The following is a 19,545-nucleotide window of genomic DNA, read 5'->3' as shown; positions in this document are numbered from 1 at the left end:
GCCCTACCCTTCCACCTTAAGATGGGCCATTAACCAATCTGCTTCCTCTAAAGAGTCAAAACTTATCACCACCCTACCTTTTCCTCCATCATTAAAATGCATGTTAACTTTTGATGAAAGTTTTTTCGACAATTGTGCCATCCAATCTTTCGTTTTTTGTTCAAATTGATGATTTAGAAAAAACTCCTGTTTATCTTCTGGCCTATTTAAGCGCTGAACCAATTTTTCAGTTTCCCTAACAGATAAAGACTTACTAGTAATTATTTTTGCTGTTTCTACTTGTTGTACATTCGACAAACTTAATAAAGCTCTAGCATGTCCCATTTCTAATAATCCCGTTTTTAACATTTCTTTTACTTCATCTGTGAGAGTAAGCAATCTAAGAAGATTAGTAACCGTTGTTCGAGATCTACCTAAAGTTTCAGCAACTTCACCATGCGTCATGTAACACTCTTCTATTAATCGCTGTATAGCTTGCGCTTCTTCCAATGGGTTTAAATCTTCTCTTTGAATATTTTCAATTAAAGATACTGCCATCCCATTTGCTTTATTGTATTTTCTAATGATTGCAGGGATTTTTTCTAATCCAACTATTTTAGCTGCGCGCCAACGCCGTTCACCTGCAATAATTTGATATTCATTCCTATTATGATCTATTTCTTTGACAAGAATAGGCTGTATAATCCCATGCTGCCGAATTGATGAAGCCAATTCTTCTAGTGAAGCATCGCTAAAAAACTTTCTAGCCTGATTTTGATCTGGATAAATTTTTGATAAACACAGATCAATTGCTTCCAAGGACTGGAGCTCATTCTTTAGATTGATTGGTTCAAAGGCCGGAAATTTCATATTAAACCGCCTCCATTTTAATTGGCTTCTCTAAATAATGTTGCTTTAATTTTTCTTGGGCTTCTAGAACAAATTTCTGCATGTTTTTAACATGCTCTTGGTTATCTCCAGCTTTAGTATATCCTGATAGTTTTTCCCAATGATTGAGTTCTGCCTGTAAAGCGAATAATTTCTTTTCCCACTCAGCTTCATCATTAGATGCTTTTTCTTGAGAAACTTCTGGCTTAGGTTCTTCCTTAAATTTATAATCGTGTTTTAAGGCGCTAATAAAATATGGGATAGGATAAAAACCTGTCCGCTCTTTTTTTGCATATTTCTTGGTATAGTTAATCTTCTCTTGAATATACTCTTCTGAGTAGTTATTTATAATATTTTCTAATATTGACTCATTTAATATGCCAAAAGTTGATTTTATTTCTTTATGTATCTGCTCATTTTCACGATCAATACAGCTGACTTCTGATATTATTGTATTTTTTTTGTTCTTAACTAGAACCTCAAATCCAGTAATTTTTCTACCAACTCTTATTGGATCCAAGCTAACAGCAAAATTAGCTCGATCATTAACCTCTTCTAATGAGGGCGAAATGACATTTCTTGTAAGTTCCCGCATACTTGGATATTTATCTTCAGGAACTCCTAAAATTTTTCTAAATGTATCTAATGAAATAATTTTATTTTTTTGTAAGTTAATAAACCGTGTACTATTTTCATAAAGAGCATGACCATATTTCGATTCAAATTCAGATTGCAGATCAACGTCGATTGTACCGTATATAGATGGATTAACTAGTAAATCAAGCATGATTTTATGAAAAGAAAAATTGATGGTATTATCTTGATAGAACGTAGGCGCACCATGTAAAACTCGTAAATTTAAAAACGAGATATCTGTAGGTACCTTATCTTTCAATAAATTCCATTCTATTTTTAATGATGCCAACCCATCAATGGACTCTTTTAGATATTGGGTATTATTACTATTAAACTTGACTGCTTTTAACAGCTTAGAAAAAGGCATATTACATTCGACAGCGACCGAATTTTGATGGTTATTTATGCGACCATCTCCTTTTATTGCTTCATACAAAAGCACATTGACAATTTTCCGTTGCAATACACTCATTAAAGAGTATGCATGAATAATTGTTACATGTTTACGTATTGTTTTTTCAGCGAACATTACCCATTCCGTTTGGCCTTTTTTCTTATTTTTTCCTCATCATTCTACTCAAAATAGCAGCGCGTATTATGGCAGTTTGAGGGCCTCTTATATCAGGATATTCCTTTACAACTTCATTTCTCATATCAGAAAAAAAACATCGTTGCTTAAATGTCATATAAATTTTATCAAATACGAAATTTTCACTATTCCCTTCTGCATTGAGTACCATTTCTTTGTAATCAGGATTTTCCTTTAACATTATGATGGCTTCGTTTACCCAATCAGTTTTCTTTTTTAAATTATATTTTTCAGAATTTAACAGAATTTCTCTGAGTGACTCTTTAATTTCTTTATTAATAGTAAATGTAATAATTTTCTTATCGTCTTCATTATTATTGAGTTTCAGCTTATTCATTTTAATCACACTTCCTGAGCAATTAGAGGAATTATTTTTTTAAAGCACTCCTCAACTGACTTACCATTATTCCATTGGACATTATTGCTTAACATATTCATTTGCTCGACGATGCTCTCGTGTAGAATGTTGCTTGAAACTAAGGCATCAAAGATAATTTTGGCAATATTGGGTTTTACCTTACCTAAACTAACATTTAATTGTTTACGTCCTCTTATTTCTTTTTTTGTAACTAACGAAAATTCAAGTTCTTTTTTTAGCTTTACAATTGCATCAAAGGATAGATTTTCTATGGCTGCCTTTAAGAGAACTTGTTGATGTTCTGCGTTTTCAACTGAAATAATTAATTCAATTAATTTTACATTCTCTATTTTTCCTTCAGCAATCGCCTGCTTTATCTCTGGACTAGCTTGCAAAATCAGAATATATCTTCGAGATTGTGTTATAGACATTCCCGTTAAATCACTTAATACTTTTGATGTTATTTTCTCGCTATCACTTTTTTCTTTATTTTCGTTTAAATACTCTTTAACAATAGCCTCAATACTCGCAACTCTTTCAGCCAGAGATAAGTCTACACGCTCATTATTCTCAATCCACTGTAGAACTCTTAACTTTGAACCAACAGGTCGTTGACTTGCAATTCTTGCTATAATTTCCTTTTTACCGGCAATCGCTGAGGCCAAGGTTCTACGTTCACCAGCGATTAAACGACATTTGTTCCCAAATCTGTATACAAATATGGGGTTAATTAACTGATCATCTAGTATAGTTTTTGCTAATGACTCAAGCGATTTCCAATCATTTTTCTTTTTTGTATATTCAGGATCAGAGGGATCTATTCCATTTATTGCATCATGAAGTGTTAGTGCTAGTTCACGATTGTTTTCCGGATCAAGTTCTATTTTATCTAAGGACAATACTTCTATTGACAGTTCCCCAGCATAATCATTGGCAATTGCCAGTGTTCTTGATATGGCATCCTTTGTCTCTCCAGTTTTAACTGAATTCAGTTTGAATTTACTAACCATAGGAAGCCTCCTTTTCTTCTATTTTGTTGTATACATTATGAAATACCCTGTCATATACATAAGAGCACCATTTCTCACTTTCAATTCTAGCGAGATGTGTTTGTGGTAAGTTAAATACACAATTAGGTTTTGCATCCTCTACTACCAATTCTGAATAAATGGTTCTTTGGGCTATAGGAGGTAATAACCATTCTTCTGATTTTTCTATTGAACGCAAATCATTAAGGAACTTAGTATGTACTGCTGTTTTACGAACTTGGTTAGGTAAAATTCCCGCTATTTTAATAGTATCGTCTTTCACTCTTCTAAGTTGCTCTTGTGAAATTGCTTGGATCATGCCTATGGTTCCATTAATACCATATTGTTCAAGTTCAGTTGGCAATAGTCCATGAGTTGCTGCTCGCAACCCTGCCATTGTTAGTGGGCCAAACTGTGGATTCGTATCAATAATAACAAATTGGTAATCACTGTGGGTTGATAGCATTTCGGTAAATTCTTTAAGACGATTTATAACCTTTTCTTTTACATCAACTTTTAGAACACGTTGTGCATCTTCCAATAATGAAGCAAAAGAAGGAAAACAATGTAAATTGTCAACCCATGTTGGATATGGATAAATAGATTTACCTATGAATATATCTGCAATACTACTAACTCCATCCCAATGAGGATCATCTTCTGGTAAGTTGTTTGGATCCCACTCTGGATGTGCTTTAGGCATGTAACCAGTTGGGTGAGCTGGATCTCTTGTAGTCGGAATTAAGCTAGATGAAGAGTTGCCTTGTGGGTCTAAATCGATAAAGGCCCCTTTCATGTTTTTACATTTAGCTAGATATTGTGCAAGAGTGAGAGCAATAGTTGATTTGCCAATCCCTCCTTTGTTTCCGGCTGTTGTAATTACTTTCATCCATCCCCCTTTGCAATAAGGTGCTTTGTACTATTTTTTTAGACTAACTTTATTGAAACAAATTTGCAAGCGGTAATTTGTACTATTCATCTTAATTCTAAAAAAAGGAAAATATATATCTTTTTTCTTCTATTCATAAGTTCATCAAATAAAAACATCATAACCATATGATTTTAAATGATTTATATAAGAGCTATTGTGTATTTATTTGGGATTGATAGTGTAGGTTTATGAGTTTTTGTGTGTAGTAATATGGGGATTAATGGGACTTAAAATTTCATGTGTGGCTTTATGGGAGGTCATGGTGTAGGTATATGGTAATGGTGTAGCTTTATGGGGTGTTTTTAGCTTTTATCCACATTTTCTAATGTCGGAAACTTCTGACAGATACTGGATTTTTACTCTAGTACCTTTAAAATTTTGATTAGTATCTCGCATTGTGAATTTTTGTAAAATAATTATTCCAGCGTTTTGTGCGCGTTTATACTAACCGCCCAACTATCAAATAGATGTGTTTATCTTGAAGACAGAGTAATATTGCAAAAGTTACATTAAATTATACTTTTTGCATTTTTACGAGTAAGTTATTGACTTATTTTGATAATATCCTAAATTCGAGAATGGATATAAGATAATGTTATTTTCATGTTTTAGATATCATTTTTAATTGTAATAAATTACTTTCTATAAATAGAGCATCTCATTATCTGATGAATGACGGCTCCTTTAGTAAGCTAAATGTCAAAAATAAAAGAACTGTTTTCCCATCTGCGCCAGTGTATATGATTAATTCATATTTAGAATATTGATTGTTAAGCAATATATGTTGGTAATATTAGTCTTCGTATAGAGTTATCTGTTTTATCTATCTTTACCCATGGCGAAGAATATATTGTTTGGCTGAGATTTGTGTTTTTGATTAAGTGGACAAATCTTTTTTATAGCTATGCGCTTATTATCAAGATAAATGGTTGTGTCGTTTGTTATTTTTCAATAACCTATTTAACAATAGTCCTATATCTCTCAGGGCATTATATTAAATCTTTTATTTTGATGGAATAGATGGATTTCTCTACTAAATTTATTCTCCTAATTTAATCAGGCTTTTTAATGTTGAAGCAATGGCTATTACATTAATCCTAGAAAAAGCAGTTCAATCGTAACGTGAGGCTTTAGTGTGCTAAATTTTAAAGGGTTTGTGATGCTCTTAATTGTCTTTGATATTTTTTTGTTTTGGGCCGTTTGAATTTTATTAAATTTAATCCTGGATCTGTTTTAATGGCACTTTAAATTTCACGGGACCACTGTTATGGATTATCGATTTAATAAATTGTCCCCGGGGGATAATATCGTTAACTCATTGATTATAAATAATAAAAATATAATTAATTCTTTAATTAACGGTTGTGGAATGGTGTAGATTTATGAGAAAGAAAATTCTAGAGTAAATTGAAGAAGATTAACAAGAAAGGATTCTAACTTAATCGGAAAAACATAAATCTCAATAACTTAAGTGATTAAATATAAAATTTGGGAGGAAAAAACTTGAAGAATCATTTATTATACAGGGCGACATCCATGTTAATTATTTTTTCTTAACAGCAATACATTATAATTAAAGGTCTGAAATATTGGCAACTTATCATGGGTGATGCAATTGTGGCTGTAACGTAGAGGAATTACTATATGACTATTATTGATGCAAGACCTACCTGTTTTTATCATCCGATAAAAGTCATTTTTTTAGATGATAACAGAGCATTTTTGGATGCGTTAGATTTAGAATTTGGCCAAAAGTTTAATATACTAACACTTACAAGCTCAGATATGGCTTTTCATCTTATTGATAACGATTGTCAAGATATCACCCAATCAATTTTCAAATTAATGAATGATGTGAATTTAGATACTACTAATGATCGAGTTATTGGCTTTGATGTTAGTAACATGTTAAATCAGCTTTATCATAAAGCAAGGTTTGAGAATGCACCATTGTTAGTTGTGGACTATCAAATGCCCGGTATTAACGGAATTGAATTTTGCAAAAAAATTAAAGAGAAAAAAATCTTTAAAATTATGCTAACGGCTGAAGCAGATAAAGATACTGCGATAAAAGCTTTCAATCACGGTTTAATTGATAAATTTATACTCAAGACAAGTGAAAATCTATATCCAGAAATTACATTAGCTGTGGATGACCTAACTCAGCGCTATTTCAGAGAGTTAACAAAAAATATAGTTAATGCGTATGAAAACTCCATTAATAATTTATTTGATAATGAATTATATCAAAAATTATTTGCTAGTGTTCTAATACAAGCACAGGCTGTTGAGTATTATCTAGTTGATAACTCAGGTAGTTTTTTATTTCTTGACAAAGACGCCAAACCTACATGGCTTATCCTTAGACACGTAAAAGAGCTGTCAGATCAATTAGATTTAATGCGGGGATATGAGCTACCCGAACAGACCATGGCCGCTGTTACAAAAAAAGAGAAAATATTATTCTTGTTATCAGAAAAAGAATATAAAAAACCAATAGCTGAGTGGATTAACTATTTATTTGATGCGCAAAAGCTAGATAACAATTACTACTACAGTATTACCAAAGATCATTTAACTGATTCTATAGATTGGGGAAGGGTGGTTTCATATTCCTCATATCTAGCAGAGAGATAATTTGTCACAATTATTCATTAAAAAGAGATAAAAAATAATTTTCAATCTTTGAAGTTTGCTCACGTATAGCGCTCATAGAATATAAAAATTTTTCCATCTGCTTTTGGTTAATATCGACGGTATCCATTGACTGTGAAATTGTATTCATGAAACTCGAAGCAGATTTTGTCATGCTGTTGATGATAACAATTGAGTTTAAAAAATCGTGTTTTAATTTATCTTTATCCGTAGAGTTCATGTTGAATTCCCGTGTGCAAATTGAAAAGGTGGCTCTTTACCAACAATTGTTTTAATCCATGGCACTTGGCGAAATCGATCTCGCGAATGGCCAGTGGCAAGATGAACGTCAATAAACCCCTTATCAAAAAGGAGTTTTGCGCAATCCTCGCCTCTAACATTGTTTCCTAGATCTGAGTCAATATAAATAAGAGTATTCTTACAATAATTATTTATTTCATTTACGAACTCATCAAATGACGAATAGGTTGAAATACTTTGTCCAGCCTCTTCAGCCGCAAAGATCCAAGTCATTCGCATCATTTCATCATCATCAATAAAAACCACCGTATTTATAAGTTCTTTCTCTGGAGTCTCAATAATTTTAATATAAGGTACATAAGATTTTGGTATGATTTTAACGCCAATATTTTCACATCGATTTCGTATAGCAATATCTTCAAAGCAACTGGTAACTAAAATAGCTTTACCATTTAAATTAAGCTCTTCAATCACATCTAAACCATTTTTAATATCAGCGAGCAACTCATAATCCACTAAATATAATATTGGAGTTTTTGGATCAACTTTATACTGAACTAAGTCGATCGCGTTATAAAAATGAAACATTTTAACGTGTGAAATATTTGAAAACCGTTCATTCCATGCGTCATGGATGGATATATCGTCATCTAATACGACAATATTAGTACCATACCTAATATTCATTGAGTCACAGAACCAACTAGGGGGGTTAGACCTAATTAGAGTGATATGAATTTTTGTCCCAACTTTTTCTTCAGAGTGAATATGCATTGAACCATTGATCTGCTCTAAATATTGTTTAGCATAAGATAAACCAAAACCAGCACCAGTTTTCTTATTAAAGCTAAATCCTTGCTCTGTAACCTTTGGCAAGATATCGGGAGGAATGCCGCAGCCATTATCTTCAATAATAATTTCGACATGCGTAGTATTGCATGTTAGAGAGATAATAATAGAGCCATTAGAATTAACTGCCTCAATACCATTATTAATGAGATTAGATAGAACGCGCTTAAAAGAATCAGGGTGTATCTTAGAAAAACAATTATATGAGTGGTCGGACCCAAGTAAGTTGATTTGGATTTTGGTTGCGTAATATTCATATCTTTTTTCTGCAACGATATTATCTAAAACTACAAATATTAATTCTGGAGAATTATTCATATATATTTCACTACTTTTACAGTCAAGCAAATTATTTTTAGATTGTAAGAGTAGGTTATTAGCAATATCATTGATTCTTTTAGCTGCATTTCTGATCATAATGCGTTTATTTTCAGGAATCGATGTTACATCTGATAGTGCGGTGTTTATTGCCGCTAATGGTGATCGGATATCGTGAGCAACAAGCTCAGCAATATTTTTTCTTACCTCGTAATAGGCTTTTTCTTTCTGTAAATTGATTATTTCTCGATGTTCATCAATAAATTTATTAGCAATTTGTCTATATTCATTAATTTCAACTTTTGCAAAATCAACAGCATTATTACTTTGATGTGATGAAATAAAATCAAGCAAGTATTCGGTATTGTTTGCTATTTTTTTTCTCATAGAAAGGAATAGAAATAAGAAATTAAAAAGAAATATTCCAAGTACGATCAATAAAATTAACAAAAGCCCATAGGACACTGGCAAAGTATAGATAGAATTATATTGCTTACTTGCAACCACCGAGCCCAATATCTTTTCATCATTTTTAATTAATGTTATACCGGAAATTTGCCCATTATCTTTTTTGCATAGAAGGTAATTATTTTTGCTGTTTTCTTCGCAAGTACCTACATCTTCAATTTTATTTTTTAAAGGAACAAATTTTATTGAGTCTAGTTTGCGTTCATTACCTAAATTGTATAGGACTAAATCAAGAGCATCCTTATTATTAAGAAGCTGATATCTACCAATTTCATCAGTGGTAAATGAGTCATTAATAATTAAATTTCTGGAAAAGACACTCATCTGATTATGAAAATAATCTTTTGCAAGCATGAGTATAAATCCAAAAATAATAAATTGGATTAGAGCAGAATATGCCATTTTCTTGATAAAAATTGCTTTGATTGAAGAGCTTTTATTTTTCATAAGCATATCCATTGCTATTAACTGATAAAATAACGTAATTGGTCGATCGATAAAATTGACCATTATTTAAATAAGCCCCGGTAATGCCAATATAATCAGTACTTAATATGCTGTTTGTATTGACGATACCGGTTCTATTCAATGCTTTCAAAATAATCTTCATCGAATCATAAGTGTATGCTGCCAATACAGTGGGTTTTTCATGGAATTTTTGAATATAAATATTTTCAAATTTAGTTAAAGCATCATAGGGCTGTATAAAATCTAAATTGCGGATAAAATGAGAGTGAATTACTTTATCATTTAGTCGCATAAAAAATGTTTGACTAACTGAAGAACCAAAGTTTTCTGTGCCAATAAAAACAGTGCTATGGTTATTCATAATATTGGCAATTTTTGCTGATGCTATTGCACCTGACAATAAAAAAACATATTGATATTTTCGTTCATTCAAAAAAATGCTCAATTTTCCCTCTATATCGCTGTCATTTTCTAGAAAATCAAATGTAGAATATTGTACGTGTTCCTTTTTTAGAATGCTGGAATACACTTCCTTATACTTTAGCATCTCATCACGGTTAATTTCCGTTATAAGCAACACGTTGTTTATATTTTTATAGCGCTCATGTAAGTAGCTCATCATTTTTTCAGCTTGGTAATTATAGCTTGGCATAAAGATAAAAATATTCTTAGGTAATTGATCAGAGTTGGTGGTGCTAGCGTAGGAAGTAAAAATAGGAATGGTGTCATTTTTCTGTTCTTTTACAGCTAATAACAAGTCTGATAGATATTCAAACCCAATAATTGCAGAGCAAGAGTCATTTACCATTTGATTATAAATATGCATTGGCTCCAATGGTCTGTTATTATAAAAATAACTCTTAATCACAACTTTGTTAGAGAGATCATTTTCTTCTTTGGCAAGATATGCTGCATTTAAAAAAGACTGACCATATGATTTTAAATTTTCTACAATCCTACCGGTCAAACATATTTTAATTTTAGATTGTGCGTGAACAACAGGGGATATTAGTATAGAAAACAATAAGATGATTGCCTTAGAGCTATTTAATAAATTCATTTAAAAGCTCACTAAAACGATCATTCTCTTCTAGATGTGGGTAGTGAGACGATTTATTGAAAGTTATAATTTCATGAATGTTCGACAATGCTATTTGGTGTCCGTTCATGACAAAATCGTGAAAACCATTTATCCATAATTTACGTATTTTAAGCTCATTAATATTAACAGAAAAATTGGCTTCTTTTGAATAAAGATCTTTTCTTACACTGATAAACGTGTTCATATCCAATGGTAGATTGATCTTTTTCTGTGCATTTTGAACCAAATTATAATATTCTAAATTGGCCCAATATAAATAAGGTCTGTCTTTATTTTCTTGGAAAACTGGAGTTAATTGTTCTGATAGTTCCCAGATTTTATTAAGGTCAAGATTATTAATTTCATTTAATATTTTGTTATATAACTCTAAATTACTTTTTTTCAGATAGGATAGGTCTAGCATTAAATTATTCAAACGAGGTGTTAGTATTGATTGAGCGGTAGAAACAAAAACACCAGGGATGGTCGACTCATAATTTTTGTAGTAATCAAAAAGAAGTTTTGCACCATAACTATGTCCAATCAAAGCATGGATGTTAAGATTAAAATGGTCATCAAGGTATAGAATTATTTTTTGCAAATCATTTATATTATCTTGCTGTAATACTAACTTTTTAATTTTATTAGATTTACCGCAATTTCGTTGATCATACAGAATAATATTGCACTGGAGAGAATTAAATAAATTATGATGATCAATAAGATACTCTATGGTTCCACAATTGAGACCAGGGCCACCATGAATGAAAAGAGCATAAGGTAGACTCGAGCTTTTAGTAAATCTGATTATATAAAATTCTTGATGTGGCAAAATATCTTTTTTGTAAGCTTTCATTAGTAATTATTTTCTCGAAATATTCTGCGGATCCATACAATTGGGGCTGCAAATTTAATGGCGGTATTTTTTATTTCTTTTTTCACTAATGTAGTTTTTTCATTTAAACAAACTAAGTCATAGCGAGCTGGTTCTTGTCCATGCCTTAAGATCCTGACAAATACTTCATCATTGTCCGCAATAATAATACAATCTTTGCCAATGGCACTCTCAATGTTGTTGACTATTATACCGCCAACATAATTCCCAGGGTATAAGAGAGGGATCATGCCATCATCTTTTATAACGGTGTCAATAGAGTGTTGTAGTTCTCTGAATAGTAGTAATTCTTTAGCTATGTGGCTTTCGTCACCCTCTTGGATATCTAAATCTTTTGTGATTTTTGTGGCATTTTTACCAATGCCATGCATTAACCATGATTCTGTGCAATAAATATTTAACTCTTTAGCTCGTTTAACGATTTTTACAGCCCCCTGCTGGGATAAACCTCCTCCCCATGCTAATTCCCATCCTTTTAATGATTGAGCAGTAAAATTAGAATCGCGACAAAAATCTTCTCGTGTAAAAGACAGGAGATGCTCGCGTATGAATCTTATTCTCTTGCCCCGAGACTCGGGGGATGAAACATTGTCTATTACAGGATTGCTCATATTTAAATAATTCAGTCAGGTGCATGTTTATTCTATGATATACCAAAATGGTTAATAAATCTTCGTAAGAATTTACCAAAAAAATAGTATAAAAAACATCAAAATACAATGCGTTATAGCATATTAGGTATGACAAATCATTATAAATTTACCTTAATGGTAAAAAAATTATTGTAATTTTTACCATTGGCTGATAGTCTTATCTAATAAATTAGATAAATAAAAGGATTTGTTGATGAAGTTTGATGTTGAGTTATACATTAATGCTAGGAAACAAATAGAAAAAAAGTTTCAATTATTACCCTATGGTCCTAGATTAATTATTTATGAACTATTAAATCTTGCAAATCCTCTTACGGGAATTGTATCTGACATTAGTTATCGTGATCTATCAAGATCCTTAGAGATTAAAACCGCTCCAGGTCGAATCAACAGTGGTGTTCCATCTAAGCAAACCATCAGAAATTTCATAAAGTCTATAGAACATGAGTGTAGCGAATACTTTCAAGTTATAACTGAAGGGCAAAATTTAAAATTTATATTCCCAGAGGTCCCTAAGATCTATAATCAATTGATTATAAAGAAAGAAGTTAACACAGATCTTAATTCACCTAAATCCCTTATAGATTCTGATAGAGAAGGAGATTCAGAGGGAAAATCTAACATAGAAGTTAACAGAGAAGCTAACACACTAAAGAGCTCTGCAAAGAATATTAATATATTTAATATAACTAACTCAAACAAACAAACTGAAATTGCGAGCAATGATTTTTGTTGCAGCAAAAAACCAATTTGCGATGACTTTTACCCAAACACAAAAACCATCGAAATGGCATTTTCCATGGGACTAACCAAAGTAACTGACAAAGAAGAAATTCAGGCGTTTATCAAGCACAACAAAAAACAAAACACTCTATGGGCTGACTTTAATCCAGTATTCATTAACTGGCTTGAGCGAGATGCCCAATACATGCAAAAACAACTACAAAAGGCACAAGGACAATTAAGGAGTCATCACAATGAGCGTGGTACAAATCAAAGCACTCTTAACCAAACAGCACTTGAGCGAGTCAGCGAACATCATGGCATTTCAATCGACTCACTCTGGGACACCTCAGGCAATGAACTCAACTCCGGTTCATTTATCGAAGGAACACTTGTCCAGCCTCTGGATGAAGCTGACTGCAATATACGGGCAACTTTTTATCAGTAAGCATGGAGTGAATGATACAGGAGTTTGGTTTGCTGCACTTAAAGATTTAACTCCAAAAGCATTAGACAGTGGTGTGGAGCGATTAATGACATTGAGTAAAGGCGACAAGTTTTGTGAATTTCCACCCAATTGCCTGCAGTTTCGAGCTTTGTGTCTTGGCTTTTATAGTGATTTGCGCCTGCCTTCTGCTGCCGAGGCGCATAGGGAGGTTTTAAACAGCGCTTATTCAACGAACCCAAACTGGAGTCATGCAGTGGTTAAATTTACTGCCAAAAGACTGGGGCTTAAATTTCTGGAAATTGATAATGAAGGCCATTCTTTTGCAGTATTTAAAGAGGCATATGAACGGGTATGTCATTTAATGAGACAAGGACACCAGATCCCGGAAATTAAAGAGAAGGTGCTGTGCACTTTGCCTCAATCAAAAGACATTGCAACAACACACCTTGCGAAAATTCGCCAGTTATTGGGAGTTGCATGATGAAACAAATTCCATGTTTAAAACTGTTTACAAAGGAAGAGCTGTACTGTCTTTTAAACGCCTGCTCTGAGTCATTAGCTCTGGCCTATCAGGAAATCCCTGAATGCGATTTCTGGCACATTGCAATGGAGGCACGATTGGCATGCGAAGCGCTTCGATTCGAGATTGATTCACAAAAAAAAGAATATTCAATTCACTAACCAATAAAAGGAACACAGCATGTTAATACTTACACGTAGAATAGGCGAAACCGTACTAATCAATGATGACATTTATATCACCGTGCTCGGTGTTAAGGGTAATCAAGTCCGCTTAGGGTTCGATGCACCACAAGATGTAATTATTCATCGTCAGGAAATACATCAAAAAATTAAAAAAGAACAATCTCTGTTTTTAAATAAGCCTGGTCAGTGGAAGGAAGCACGGGGCGTACAGACTCATTAACCATTCAAATCACCATACTAACGAGTTAAGGGAATAATATGAAACCATGCATTAACCAGATACAAAAGGCAATTACCACTTTAGCTTTAACTGGATCTTTTGCCCTGTTGGTGAGCTGTGCTGCAACATCAACAGTGATCGAACATCGTAACTTAGAAACAGATACAAAACTCAGCCAAACGATTTTTCTTGATCCTGTGGCTCAAAGTCAAAAAACGATTTACATCACAATTAAGAATACTTCTCAAGAGTCATTATCCATTGATAAGTCACTAAAGCAGGCATTAGAAGAACATGGCTATAAAGTGGTTGGAAATCCATCCAAAGCCCATTACCTGCTGCAGGCCAATATTCTTAAGGTGGGAAAAATGAGCGCGTCTGCAAGCCAATCCGCGCTAGGTGGCGGGTATGGCAGTGCATTGGCAGGGGCAGCAACAGGAACTGCACTGGGTGCATTAAGCGGTCATTCAAGCACCATGATTGGTGCAGGTATTGGTGGGGGAATTATTGGTTTGGCTGCAGATTCTCTAGTCAAGGCAGTGAATTACACGATGATTACCGATGTACAAATTTCTGAGCGCGTTGGAAAAGGTACTGTTCATGAGCAGTTTAATTCCAACCTTCAAAATGGCACTGCATCTGGAACCACACAGACATTGAGCAAACACAGTGATTACCAACGCTATAGAACGCGGGTGGTATCCAATGCCGATAAAGTCAATCTGAGTTTTGCAGAAGCACGACCCGCATTGGAACAAGGTCTGGTAAAAACATTAGCGGGCATTTTTTGATGCAGCCTGATTAGAGCTTCATGAAAAAAGTGCATAGGATTTAAAAAACAATAATGAGTTAAAGAGGGAATAGTAATGAGAATCAATGTAATAGCAGGACTTATCATCACCGCACTGGGTTCACCCTGTGCTGTTGCAACCAGTTCGAATCACTACGATTTAGAAAGACCAATTTTTGATACGTCTTATCAACTCAACCAGATTGCCAAAGAAAACAATTCCGATTTATGTTCTGGAGATGTCGCAATTGCTGCAGCCTACCTGGAATCAGCAGGAGCCCAATTGCAGCATCATAAAAAAGACAGTGCAGTTGTTTCTATGGCTTATGGATACAATGAATTAAAAGCAATCAGCAATGTAAGAAGCTACTGTACACATTTATCACCGAAGGTAAAACCCTATCTTGCACGAGTTATTGTGATGAAAAGTGAACTTGAGAACATCAACATACCAGAAACAGACCAAACATCGGACTAATTTTAAAAGCTTAAGTTCATAACAAAAATAAAAGGAGCGCTCAATGAACCCAATTAAAACACTCATGCTGTCGATGACCCTCATCGTTGTGAGTGGAGTTATTCATGCAGAGCCCACAACACTGCCTGAAAACAATTTTAAGATTAATCAGAATCTGACTGCCGTTTCAACTGAAAATGATGAACAGGATGTCGAATATTTTAAACACATTCTTTCCAGTGGAGCGCTTTTTACGCTTTTGCTAGCAATGGATAAGGAGGTTCCTGACATAGCAAAAGCAGTTGAGTATGTGGCTTTGTTCAAAAAACTGGATTCTGCAAATCACCTACTGACGCAAATTTTAGTTGAACTTAAAAAGAACAACCACCTATTAAGTCAAAGCATGCTTGATAAAGGAGTAACCATGGATGGATAAGCGCTCTTTATAAAACCACAAAAACACGATTCATTAAATAAAAAGAATAAAAAATGAGCACAAATTGGGGCTCAGGGGGATTTTTTTAACCAAAAAAGGAGAATGTGATGAACTATAGAACAGCAATGAACGATTTGAGCATTAAAGGATATCTGTATGCCAGGCAGCTGCTCCCTTTTTTAATGATTGGTTTGGCACTGTTGTGTTTGATGCCAGACTCCTGTTTTGCTGCTGAGAATCGGCTTTCTGGATTAAAAGAGGAAGTAAAGGCAACCTTTGGAGCGGATTCAGATCTCCCTTATTTTCTTTTGTTAGCAGAAGGGCTTGCAGGGGCTTATGCCTACATCAAAACCAAAAATATCGCAGTCCTTGCGGGTGTTCCTGTATTGATGGTGTTTACTCACTGGGCATTGAAATAATGGCTCGCAACTACCAAACCTTTATGCTCTCTGATGAGCCTAAAATTGCGGGTATTCCTGTTACCACAGGCCTGCCCATTTTTTTACTCACGGGAATTGGGCTTTTAACAGGACTTGCCTATCAGCTTTTTATGATAGGCGCAGCCCTAAGCGTTGCGATGCATATCAAGTATGGAGGACTGCCTCTGCGGAGTCTGTTTGCCATCGTATACTGGTCGCTGCCTCACAGGTTAACGTCCCTTGTATTTCGAGCTTTTCCCGATTCTGCCAACCGAATTTATATCAGGTGATTTAATGGATACTTCATTTCGTGATAATGCGATTGCAAAAAACAGACTGTTATTCAAGCTGACACTGATTTGGGCGCTATCGAGTACGTTTGCAATTATTGTCCTTTGCGCCTTAAATTTTTATACCTTACTGCATAAGCAGGTTCACTGGCTTCCAGTGTGTACTGGTCTAGAGTTTAGCATTGGTGATAAAGGCTATTCACCCGAATACCTGAAAGAAATGACGCAGAAAGCTGCTGACTTACGCCTGACCTACAATCCTGAGACCATTGATGCACGCTACACCATGCTGTCTCATCTGATTCCAGCGAAATACCAGGAATCGTTTTCCAAACTATTGGATGCCGAGCGAAAAACAGTACATGAAAAAAATGTAAGCTCAGTTTTTTATGTTGAAAAAGTATCCGTGGATGTCTCTAAAAATCAAGGTCAAATCGAAGGGCAATTGTATCGCACAAGCCATGGGCTTCAATTAAAGCCACAACACAAAATGTATCGAGTGCAGTTTTCACATCAATCAGGCCTTTTAAATCTTGTGTCCATTCAGGAGATACACCATGACTAACTCAATTTATGATCAAGTTAAAAAAAACATTCTTCTTATAAGTTGTTTGTGCTCAGGAATTGTTTGTGCAAGCACAGCTCCTTCGGTCATCGCTTTTGAAGAAGGAGAGCAGTTTAATCTGACCTTATCGAGTATTAACTTTAATCGTGTGTTTGTTGAAGGGGAATCGATCACTAAATTAAGTTACCCAGAGCATGCTATTACAGTAGATAAAAGTGAGATGGATAACCCTGAAAGCACGGATTCTTCGGTGTATATAAAGCCCAATTTTCAAGTTCCCATTACCCTGTTCCTAACTACAGATAAAGGACATCACGTATCACTTACCCTGACACCTGATGAATCGGTTGGAAAAACCTTAAGGCTTGTGCCGCGCGCTCAAACAAAATTGAAATTTGTGAAACTGGATACCCCTGATGCCAGTGAAGTAGATGAGGCAATCGCTGCCATGAAAGCAGGGGAGACCCCCAAAGAATTTAATGAGAAACGAATTACTCCACGTTCTTTTTACATTAAAAAAAACATTAAGGTAACTCTTGAAAAACAATATCAGGGGAAGCGTTTCACCGGCTTTATCTATCGGTTAGAAAATACATCAAATCATGAGCTGGCGCTTACAACCGCCTTATTTGCCCATAAGGACGCAGAATCCCTGTCATTAAGTGATGAGGCGCTCCCACCTAAAAAAATCGCTTATTTATATGGGTTATACAGCAATCAGGGATAAACCAGAAGCTGCTTAAAATGAGTTGGAAGGAGAGTAGGTAATGTTTAAAAAAATAAAACAATGGTTGACGCTAAAACCTCAAAACGCCAATAAACTGGCCAAAAAGGAACAATTGAAGCACGCAGCCATTTTATTACTGGTGGGTGGGGCATCCTATGGATTTTATTGTTACTCATCAGCTGAGAAAAAAAAACCAGTCCACCAGGAAGAAGCTCCGTTCGAGAGTATTTTTGAAAGTACTTTTAATCAGGGCAGTGACGAAGCACTCCTTCTGCAACAGCAGCAACAAATTGATTCTTTAAAAGAGTTAGTGGCAGAACATCATAAAAAACAGCAGGAAGCAGCACCTGTGAAAACAGAAAATTCGGAAACAAAAGCTTTGATCCAGGCCATGAAAGAACAGCTTTCACACCTTGAAGAAGAAAATAAAAAAATGAACGAACAATTACAGGTTGCACTGGTTTCTACCCGTCAGGCAAGCCTGGTCACCGTTAGGCCGCCAACTCGTGAAGAAATGGAAGCACAGCAAAAGAAAAAGCATCAGGCAGAGCGCGAACTGCTCGCAAAATCAGGACTGGAAACAGTGCAATTTAACAACCGGAAGAAAAAAAACAAGGAAGTGCGAACCTCTAAAAATTATGTTTGGGCGGGAACCTTTGTTGAAGGGGTGTTGCTGACTGGGGTTTTAGGTGATGCAGGAATAAACGGCTCAAAAAACATGGGAACTGCTTTAATCCGCCTTACCAGCGGAGGAATCATGCCCAACAATCAGCGTTCTCATCTGGAAGACTGTGTCGCCCTGGTATCCACTTATGGTGATTTATCAGGAAGTTCCGTGGTGATGCATTTAGAAACACTGTCTTGCGCAGGAAACAACATCAATTTTGAACAAAAGGCCTACGGCTCTGTATTTGATTTGGATGCCATGCAGGATTTACGCGGAACATCCATTCTAAAAACAAAGCCGCTCTTAACCTATTCGGCAGCGGCAGGCATGCTGGCAGGATTTGGTGATGGCTTAAAGAATTTAAATACCGCTCAAACAATCAATCCGGGGGCTGGCACCATTACGACCTACGGGCAGGCATCAACCCTTGCTCAATCGGCTGCTGGTGGTGCGCTTAGTAATCCTGCCAATCGTATTTCAGACTATGTAATGCGCATTGCTGATATTTATCATCCACTGGTTGTGGCACGTGCTGGTCGTCGTGTGTCCGTTTTATTTACTAAAGGCTTTTGGATAGACAAAGAACATCAGGTGTACGAGTCAGGACGCGCTATCAATGAAGGACATGCCCAAAACGAGTCTGGGGTTACAACCACTGTAAGCCGTGCCTATGAATTAAATACACACCCTGTGAATGGCGCTTCATTGATGCAGTCCAATAATCAAGAGCCCATGGTTCAAACCGTTAATCCTGTTGAGAATCCCCTCTTAAATCAACCAGGACAACCCTCTACCCCATTATTTTCAACCGTACAAAATGAGGAGCCACTTCATGACTAAACCTCTATTTTTATTGAGTACCCTTTTCTTAGTGTCGCAGTTATGTGCCTGCTCGAAATCCATCCTCGACAATCAGGATGCAAGATGTCCTTTTTCTGACAGGGGTGGTTGTCAAAGTATGGAAATGGTGAATCGTATGGTGCAGGAAAAACGCTATACACCCGATGGTCAATTCGTGCAGCAGGCAAGAATTCAAGATCTGTATTCAGATTATAAATAGGC

24 protein-coding genes are annotated in these 19,545 nt (G+C 35.1%); 14 read left to right on the top strand and 10 right to left on the bottom strand.

Annotation, left to right across the window (positions count from 1 at the left end; all coding sequences use genetic code 11):
• Nucleotides 1–3: 3 nt before the first annotated feature.
• The 5 genes from ACWTE2_RS33965 to ACWTE2_RS33945 are packed head-to-tail and all read right to left on the bottom strand — an operon-like array spanning nt 4 to nt 4,367.
• Entirely contained in the window at nt 4–798 is a 795-nt protein-coding gene (locus tag ACWTE2_RS33965; protein WP_225316559.1) for a ParB/RepB/Spo0J family partition protein, read from the bottom strand.
• A gap of 52 nt (nt 799–850) precedes the next feature.
• A complete protein-coding gene (locus tag ACWTE2_RS33960) occupies nt 851–2,032 on the bottom strand; it encodes a replication initiation protein (RefSeq protein ID WP_014845020.1) in 1,182 nt (393 codons plus the stop codon).
• Between the two features lie 25 nt (nt 2,033–2,057).
• Complete coding sequence (locus ACWTE2_RS33955; RefSeq protein ID WP_010655311.1) at nt 2,058–2,429, bottom strand: hypothetical protein; 372 nt, start codon at nt 2,427–2,429, stop codon at nt 2,058–2,060.
• Nucleotides 2,430–2,434: 5 nt separating this feature from the next.
• A complete protein-coding gene (locus tag ACWTE2_RS33950) occupies nt 2,435–3,460 on the bottom strand; it encodes a ParB/RepB/Spo0J family partition protein (protein WP_014845018.1) in 1,026 nt (341 codons plus the stop codon).
• Nucleotides 3,453–4,367 carry a ParA family protein gene (locus tag ACWTE2_RS33945; protein ID WP_010655313.1) on the bottom strand — a complete coding sequence of 305 codons (915 nt, stop codon included), beginning with the start codon at nt 4,365–4,367 and terminating at the stop codon, nt 3,453–3,455. Before ACWTE2_RS33945 ends, ACWTE2_RS33950 begins: the two co-directional genes overlap by 8 nt.
• A gap of 1,686 nt (nt 4,368–6,053) precedes the next feature.
• Here ACWTE2_RS33945 and ACWTE2_RS33940 point away from each other — a divergent pair.
• The gene (locus ACWTE2_RS33940; protein ID WP_014845164.1) at nt 6,054–7,046 is read left to right on the top strand and encodes a response regulator; all 993 of its coding nucleotides are present in this window, start codon (nt 6,054–6,056) and stop codon (nt 7,044–7,046) included.
• Nucleotides 7,047–7,056: 10 nt separating this feature from the next.
• Here ACWTE2_RS33940 and ACWTE2_RS33935 read toward each other — a convergent pair whose 3' ends face one another.
• The 5 genes from ACWTE2_RS33935 to ACWTE2_RS33915 are packed head-to-tail and all read right to left on the bottom strand — an operon-like array spanning nt 7,057 to nt 11,994.
• Nucleotides 7,057–7,284: a hypothetical protein gene (locus tag ACWTE2_RS33935; RefSeq protein ID WP_019350432.1), complete on the bottom strand. Its 228-nt coding sequence runs from the start codon at nt 7,282–7,284 to the stop codon at nt 7,057–7,059.
• Nucleotides 7,281–9,386 (bottom strand): sensor histidine kinase, encoded by a 2,106-nt coding sequence (locus ACWTE2_RS33930; RefSeq protein WP_041174156.1) that lies wholly within the window; start codon nt 9,384–9,386, stop codon nt 7,281–7,283. The genes ACWTE2_RS33935 and ACWTE2_RS33930 overlap by 4 nt, the downstream gene beginning before the upstream one ends.
• Nucleotides 9,376–10,467, bottom strand: coding sequence for an ABC transporter substrate-binding protein (locus tag ACWTE2_RS33925; RefSeq protein ID WP_014845162.1), 1,092 nt, complete (start codon nt 10,465–10,467; stop codon nt 9,376–9,378). The genes ACWTE2_RS33930 and ACWTE2_RS33925 overlap by 11 nt, the downstream gene beginning before the upstream one ends.
• Nucleotides 10,451–11,344 (bottom strand): alpha/beta fold hydrolase, encoded by an 894-nt coding sequence (locus ACWTE2_RS33920; RefSeq protein WP_014845161.1) that lies wholly within the window; start codon nt 11,342–11,344, stop codon nt 10,451–10,453. Before ACWTE2_RS33920 ends, ACWTE2_RS33925 begins: the two co-directional genes overlap by 17 nt.
• Nucleotides 11,344–11,994, bottom strand: coding sequence for a helix-turn-helix domain-containing protein (locus ACWTE2_RS33915; RefSeq protein ID WP_014845160.1), 651 nt, complete (start codon nt 11,992–11,994; stop codon nt 11,344–11,346). The genes ACWTE2_RS33920 and ACWTE2_RS33915 overlap by 1 nt, the downstream gene beginning before the upstream one ends.
• Nucleotides 11,995–12,229: 235 nt before the next feature.
• On the opposite strand from ACWTE2_RS33915, the gene ACWTE2_RS33910 reads away from it, so the two are divergent.
• The 13 genes from ACWTE2_RS33910 (at nt 12,230) to ACWTE2_RS33850 (ending at nt 19,543) form a co-directional block, all read left to right on the top strand.
• Entirely contained in the window at nt 12,230–13,207 is a 978-nt protein-coding gene (locus tag ACWTE2_RS33910) for a hypothetical protein (RefSeq protein ID WP_014845159.1), read from the top strand.
• Complete coding sequence (locus ACWTE2_RS33905) at nt 13,167–13,688, top strand: hypothetical protein (RefSeq protein WP_014845158.1); 522 nt, start codon at nt 13,167–13,169, stop codon at nt 13,686–13,688. The genes ACWTE2_RS33910 and ACWTE2_RS33905 overlap by 41 nt, the downstream gene beginning before the upstream one ends.
• A complete protein-coding gene (locus tag ACWTE2_RS33900) occupies nt 13,685–13,888 on the top strand; it encodes a hypothetical protein (RefSeq protein ID WP_014845157.1) in 204 nt (67 codons plus the stop codon). The genes ACWTE2_RS33905 and ACWTE2_RS33900 overlap by 4 nt, the downstream gene beginning before the upstream one ends.
• A 19-nt stretch (nt 13,889–13,907) precedes the next feature.
• On the top strand, nt 13,908–14,132 hold the full coding sequence (csrA, locus tag ACWTE2_RS33895) for a carbon storage regulator CsrA (RefSeq protein WP_014845156.1): 225 nt from the start codon (nt 13,908–13,910) through the stop codon (nt 14,130–14,132).
• Between the two features lie 38 nt (nt 14,133–14,170).
• Complete coding sequence (locus ACWTE2_RS33890; protein WP_014845155.1) at nt 14,171–14,923, top strand: complement resistance protein TraT; 753 nt, start codon at nt 14,171–14,173, stop codon at nt 14,921–14,923.
• A 75-nt stretch (nt 14,924–14,998) separates the two neighbouring features.
• The gene (locus ACWTE2_RS33885) at nt 14,999–15,400 is read left to right on the top strand and encodes a hypothetical protein (RefSeq protein ID WP_014845154.1); all 402 of its coding nucleotides are present in this window, start codon (nt 14,999–15,001) and stop codon (nt 15,398–15,400) included.
• A gap of 43 nt (nt 15,401–15,443) precedes the next feature.
• Nucleotides 15,444–15,815, top strand: coding sequence for a hypothetical protein (locus ACWTE2_RS33880; protein WP_014845153.1), 372 nt, complete (start codon nt 15,444–15,446; stop codon nt 15,813–15,815).
• 107 nt (nt 15,816–15,922) lie between these two features.
• Complete coding sequence (locus tag ACWTE2_RS33875) at nt 15,923–16,234, top strand: type IV conjugative transfer system pilin TraA (protein WP_014845152.1); 312 nt, start codon at nt 15,923–15,925, stop codon at nt 16,232–16,234.
• Nucleotides 16,234–16,524, top strand: a complete 291-nt coding sequence (gene traL / locus ACWTE2_RS33870; protein WP_014845151.1) for a type IV conjugative transfer system protein TraL — start codon at nt 16,234–16,236, stop codon at nt 16,522–16,524. Before ACWTE2_RS33875 ends, traL begins: the two co-directional genes overlap by 1 nt.
• Before the next feature lie 4 nt (nt 16,525–16,528).
• Nucleotides 16,529–17,089: a TraE/TraK family type IV conjugative transfer system protein gene (locus ACWTE2_RS33865; protein ID WP_041174155.1), complete on the top strand. Its 561-nt coding sequence runs from the start codon at nt 16,529–16,531 to the stop codon at nt 17,087–17,089.
• Nucleotides 17,082–17,816, top strand: a complete 735-nt coding sequence (traK, locus tag ACWTE2_RS33860) for a type-F conjugative transfer system secretin TraK (protein WP_014845149.1) — start codon at nt 17,082–17,084, stop codon at nt 17,814–17,816. The genes ACWTE2_RS33865 and traK overlap by 8 nt, the downstream gene beginning before the upstream one ends.
• Nucleotides 17,817–17,856: 40 nt before the next feature.
• Nucleotides 17,857–19,323: a TraB/VirB10 family protein gene (locus tag ACWTE2_RS33855; protein WP_014845148.1), complete on the top strand. Its 1,467-nt coding sequence runs from the start codon at nt 17,857–17,859 to the stop codon at nt 19,321–19,323.
• Complete coding sequence (locus ACWTE2_RS33850) at nt 19,316–19,543, top strand: hypothetical protein (protein ID WP_014845147.1); 228 nt, start codon at nt 19,316–19,318, stop codon at nt 19,541–19,543. Before ACWTE2_RS33855 ends, ACWTE2_RS33850 begins: the two co-directional genes overlap by 8 nt.
• Nucleotides 19,544–19,545 lie beyond the last annotated feature (2 nt).

Source organism: Legionella nigrisilvae, assembly GCF_977063395.2.
Note: the sequence above shows the minus strand (reverse complement) of the source record. Positions and strands in the feature narration are given on the sequence as shown.

What these genes read in the sequence shown, in the direction of transcription:
- ACWTE2_RS33960 (WP_014845020.1), bottom strand. Translation starts at nt 2,032, where the DNA reads ATGTTCGCTGAAAAAACAATACGTAAACATGTAACAATTATTCATGCA.
- ACWTE2_RS33955 (WP_010655311.1), bottom strand. Translation starts at nt 2,429, where the DNA reads ATGAATAAGCTGAAACTCAATAATAATGAAGACGATAAGAAAATTATT.
- ACWTE2_RS33950 (WP_014845018.1), bottom strand. Translation starts at nt 3,460, where the DNA reads ATGGTTAGTAAATTCAAACTGAATTCAGTTAAAACTGGAGAGACAAAG.
- ACWTE2_RS33945 (WP_010655313.1), bottom strand. Translation starts at nt 4,367, where the DNA reads ATGAAAGTAATTACAACAGCCGGAAACAAAGGAGGGATTGGCAAATCA.
- ACWTE2_RS33940 (WP_014845164.1), top strand. Translation starts at nt 6,054, where the DNA reads ATGACTATTATTGATGCAAGACCTACCTGTTTTTATCATCCGATAAAA.
- ACWTE2_RS33935 (WP_019350432.1), bottom strand. Translation starts at nt 7,284, where the DNA reads ATGAACTCTACGGATAAAGATAAATTAAAACACGATTTTTTAAACTCA.
- ACWTE2_RS33930 (WP_041174156.1), bottom strand. Translation starts at nt 9,386, where the DNA reads ATGAAAAATAAAAGCTCTTCAATCAAAGCAATTTTTATCAAGAAAATG.
- ACWTE2_RS33925 (WP_014845162.1), bottom strand. Translation starts at nt 10,467, where the DNA reads ATGAATTTATTAAATAGCTCTAAGGCAATCATCTTATTGTTTTCTATA.
- ACWTE2_RS33920 (WP_014845161.1), bottom strand. Translation starts at nt 11,344, where the DNA reads ATGAAAGCTTACAAAAAAGATATTTTGCCACATCAAGAATTTTATATA.
- ACWTE2_RS33915 (WP_014845160.1), bottom strand. Translation starts at nt 11,994, where the DNA reads ATGAGCAATCCTGTAATAGACAATGTTTCATCCCCCGAGTCTCGGGGC.
- ACWTE2_RS33910 (WP_014845159.1), top strand. Translation starts at nt 12,230, where the DNA reads ATGAAGTTTGATGTTGAGTTATACATTAATGCTAGGAAACAAATAGAA.
- ACWTE2_RS33905 (WP_014845158.1), top strand. Translation starts at nt 13,167, where the DNA reads ATGAAGCTGACTGCAATATACGGGCAACTTTTTATCAGTAAGCATGGA.
- ACWTE2_RS33900 (WP_014845157.1), top strand. Translation starts at nt 13,685, where the DNA reads ATGATGAAACAAATTCCATGTTTAAAACTGTTTACAAAGGAAGAGCTG.
- csrA (WP_014845156.1), top strand. Translation starts at nt 13,908, where the DNA reads ATGTTAATACTTACACGTAGAATAGGCGAAACCGTACTAATCAATGAT.
- ACWTE2_RS33890 (WP_014845155.1), top strand. Translation starts at nt 14,171, where the DNA reads ATGAAACCATGCATTAACCAGATACAAAAGGCAATTACCACTTTAGCT.
- ACWTE2_RS33885 (WP_014845154.1), top strand. Translation starts at nt 14,999, where the DNA reads ATGAGAATCAATGTAATAGCAGGACTTATCATCACCGCACTGGGTTCA.
- ACWTE2_RS33880 (WP_014845153.1), top strand. Translation starts at nt 15,444, where the DNA reads ATGAACCCAATTAAAACACTCATGCTGTCGATGACCCTCATCGTTGTG.
- ACWTE2_RS33875 (WP_014845152.1), top strand. Translation starts at nt 15,923, where the DNA reads ATGAACTATAGAACAGCAATGAACGATTTGAGCATTAAAGGATATCTG.
- traL (WP_014845151.1), top strand. Translation starts at nt 16,234, where the DNA reads ATGGCTCGCAACTACCAAACCTTTATGCTCTCTGATGAGCCTAAAATT.
- ACWTE2_RS33865 (WP_041174155.1), top strand. Translation starts at nt 16,529, where the DNA reads ATGGATACTTCATTTCGTGATAATGCGATTGCAAAAAACAGACTGTTA.
- traK (WP_014845149.1), top strand. Translation starts at nt 17,082, where the DNA reads ATGACTAACTCAATTTATGATCAAGTTAAAAAAAACATTCTTCTTATA.
- ACWTE2_RS33855 (WP_014845148.1), top strand. Translation starts at nt 17,857, where the DNA reads ATGTTTAAAAAAATAAAACAATGGTTGACGCTAAAACCTCAAAACGCC.
- ACWTE2_RS33850 (WP_014845147.1), top strand. Translation starts at nt 19,316, where the DNA reads ATGACTAAACCTCTATTTTTATTGAGTACCCTTTTCTTAGTGTCGCAG.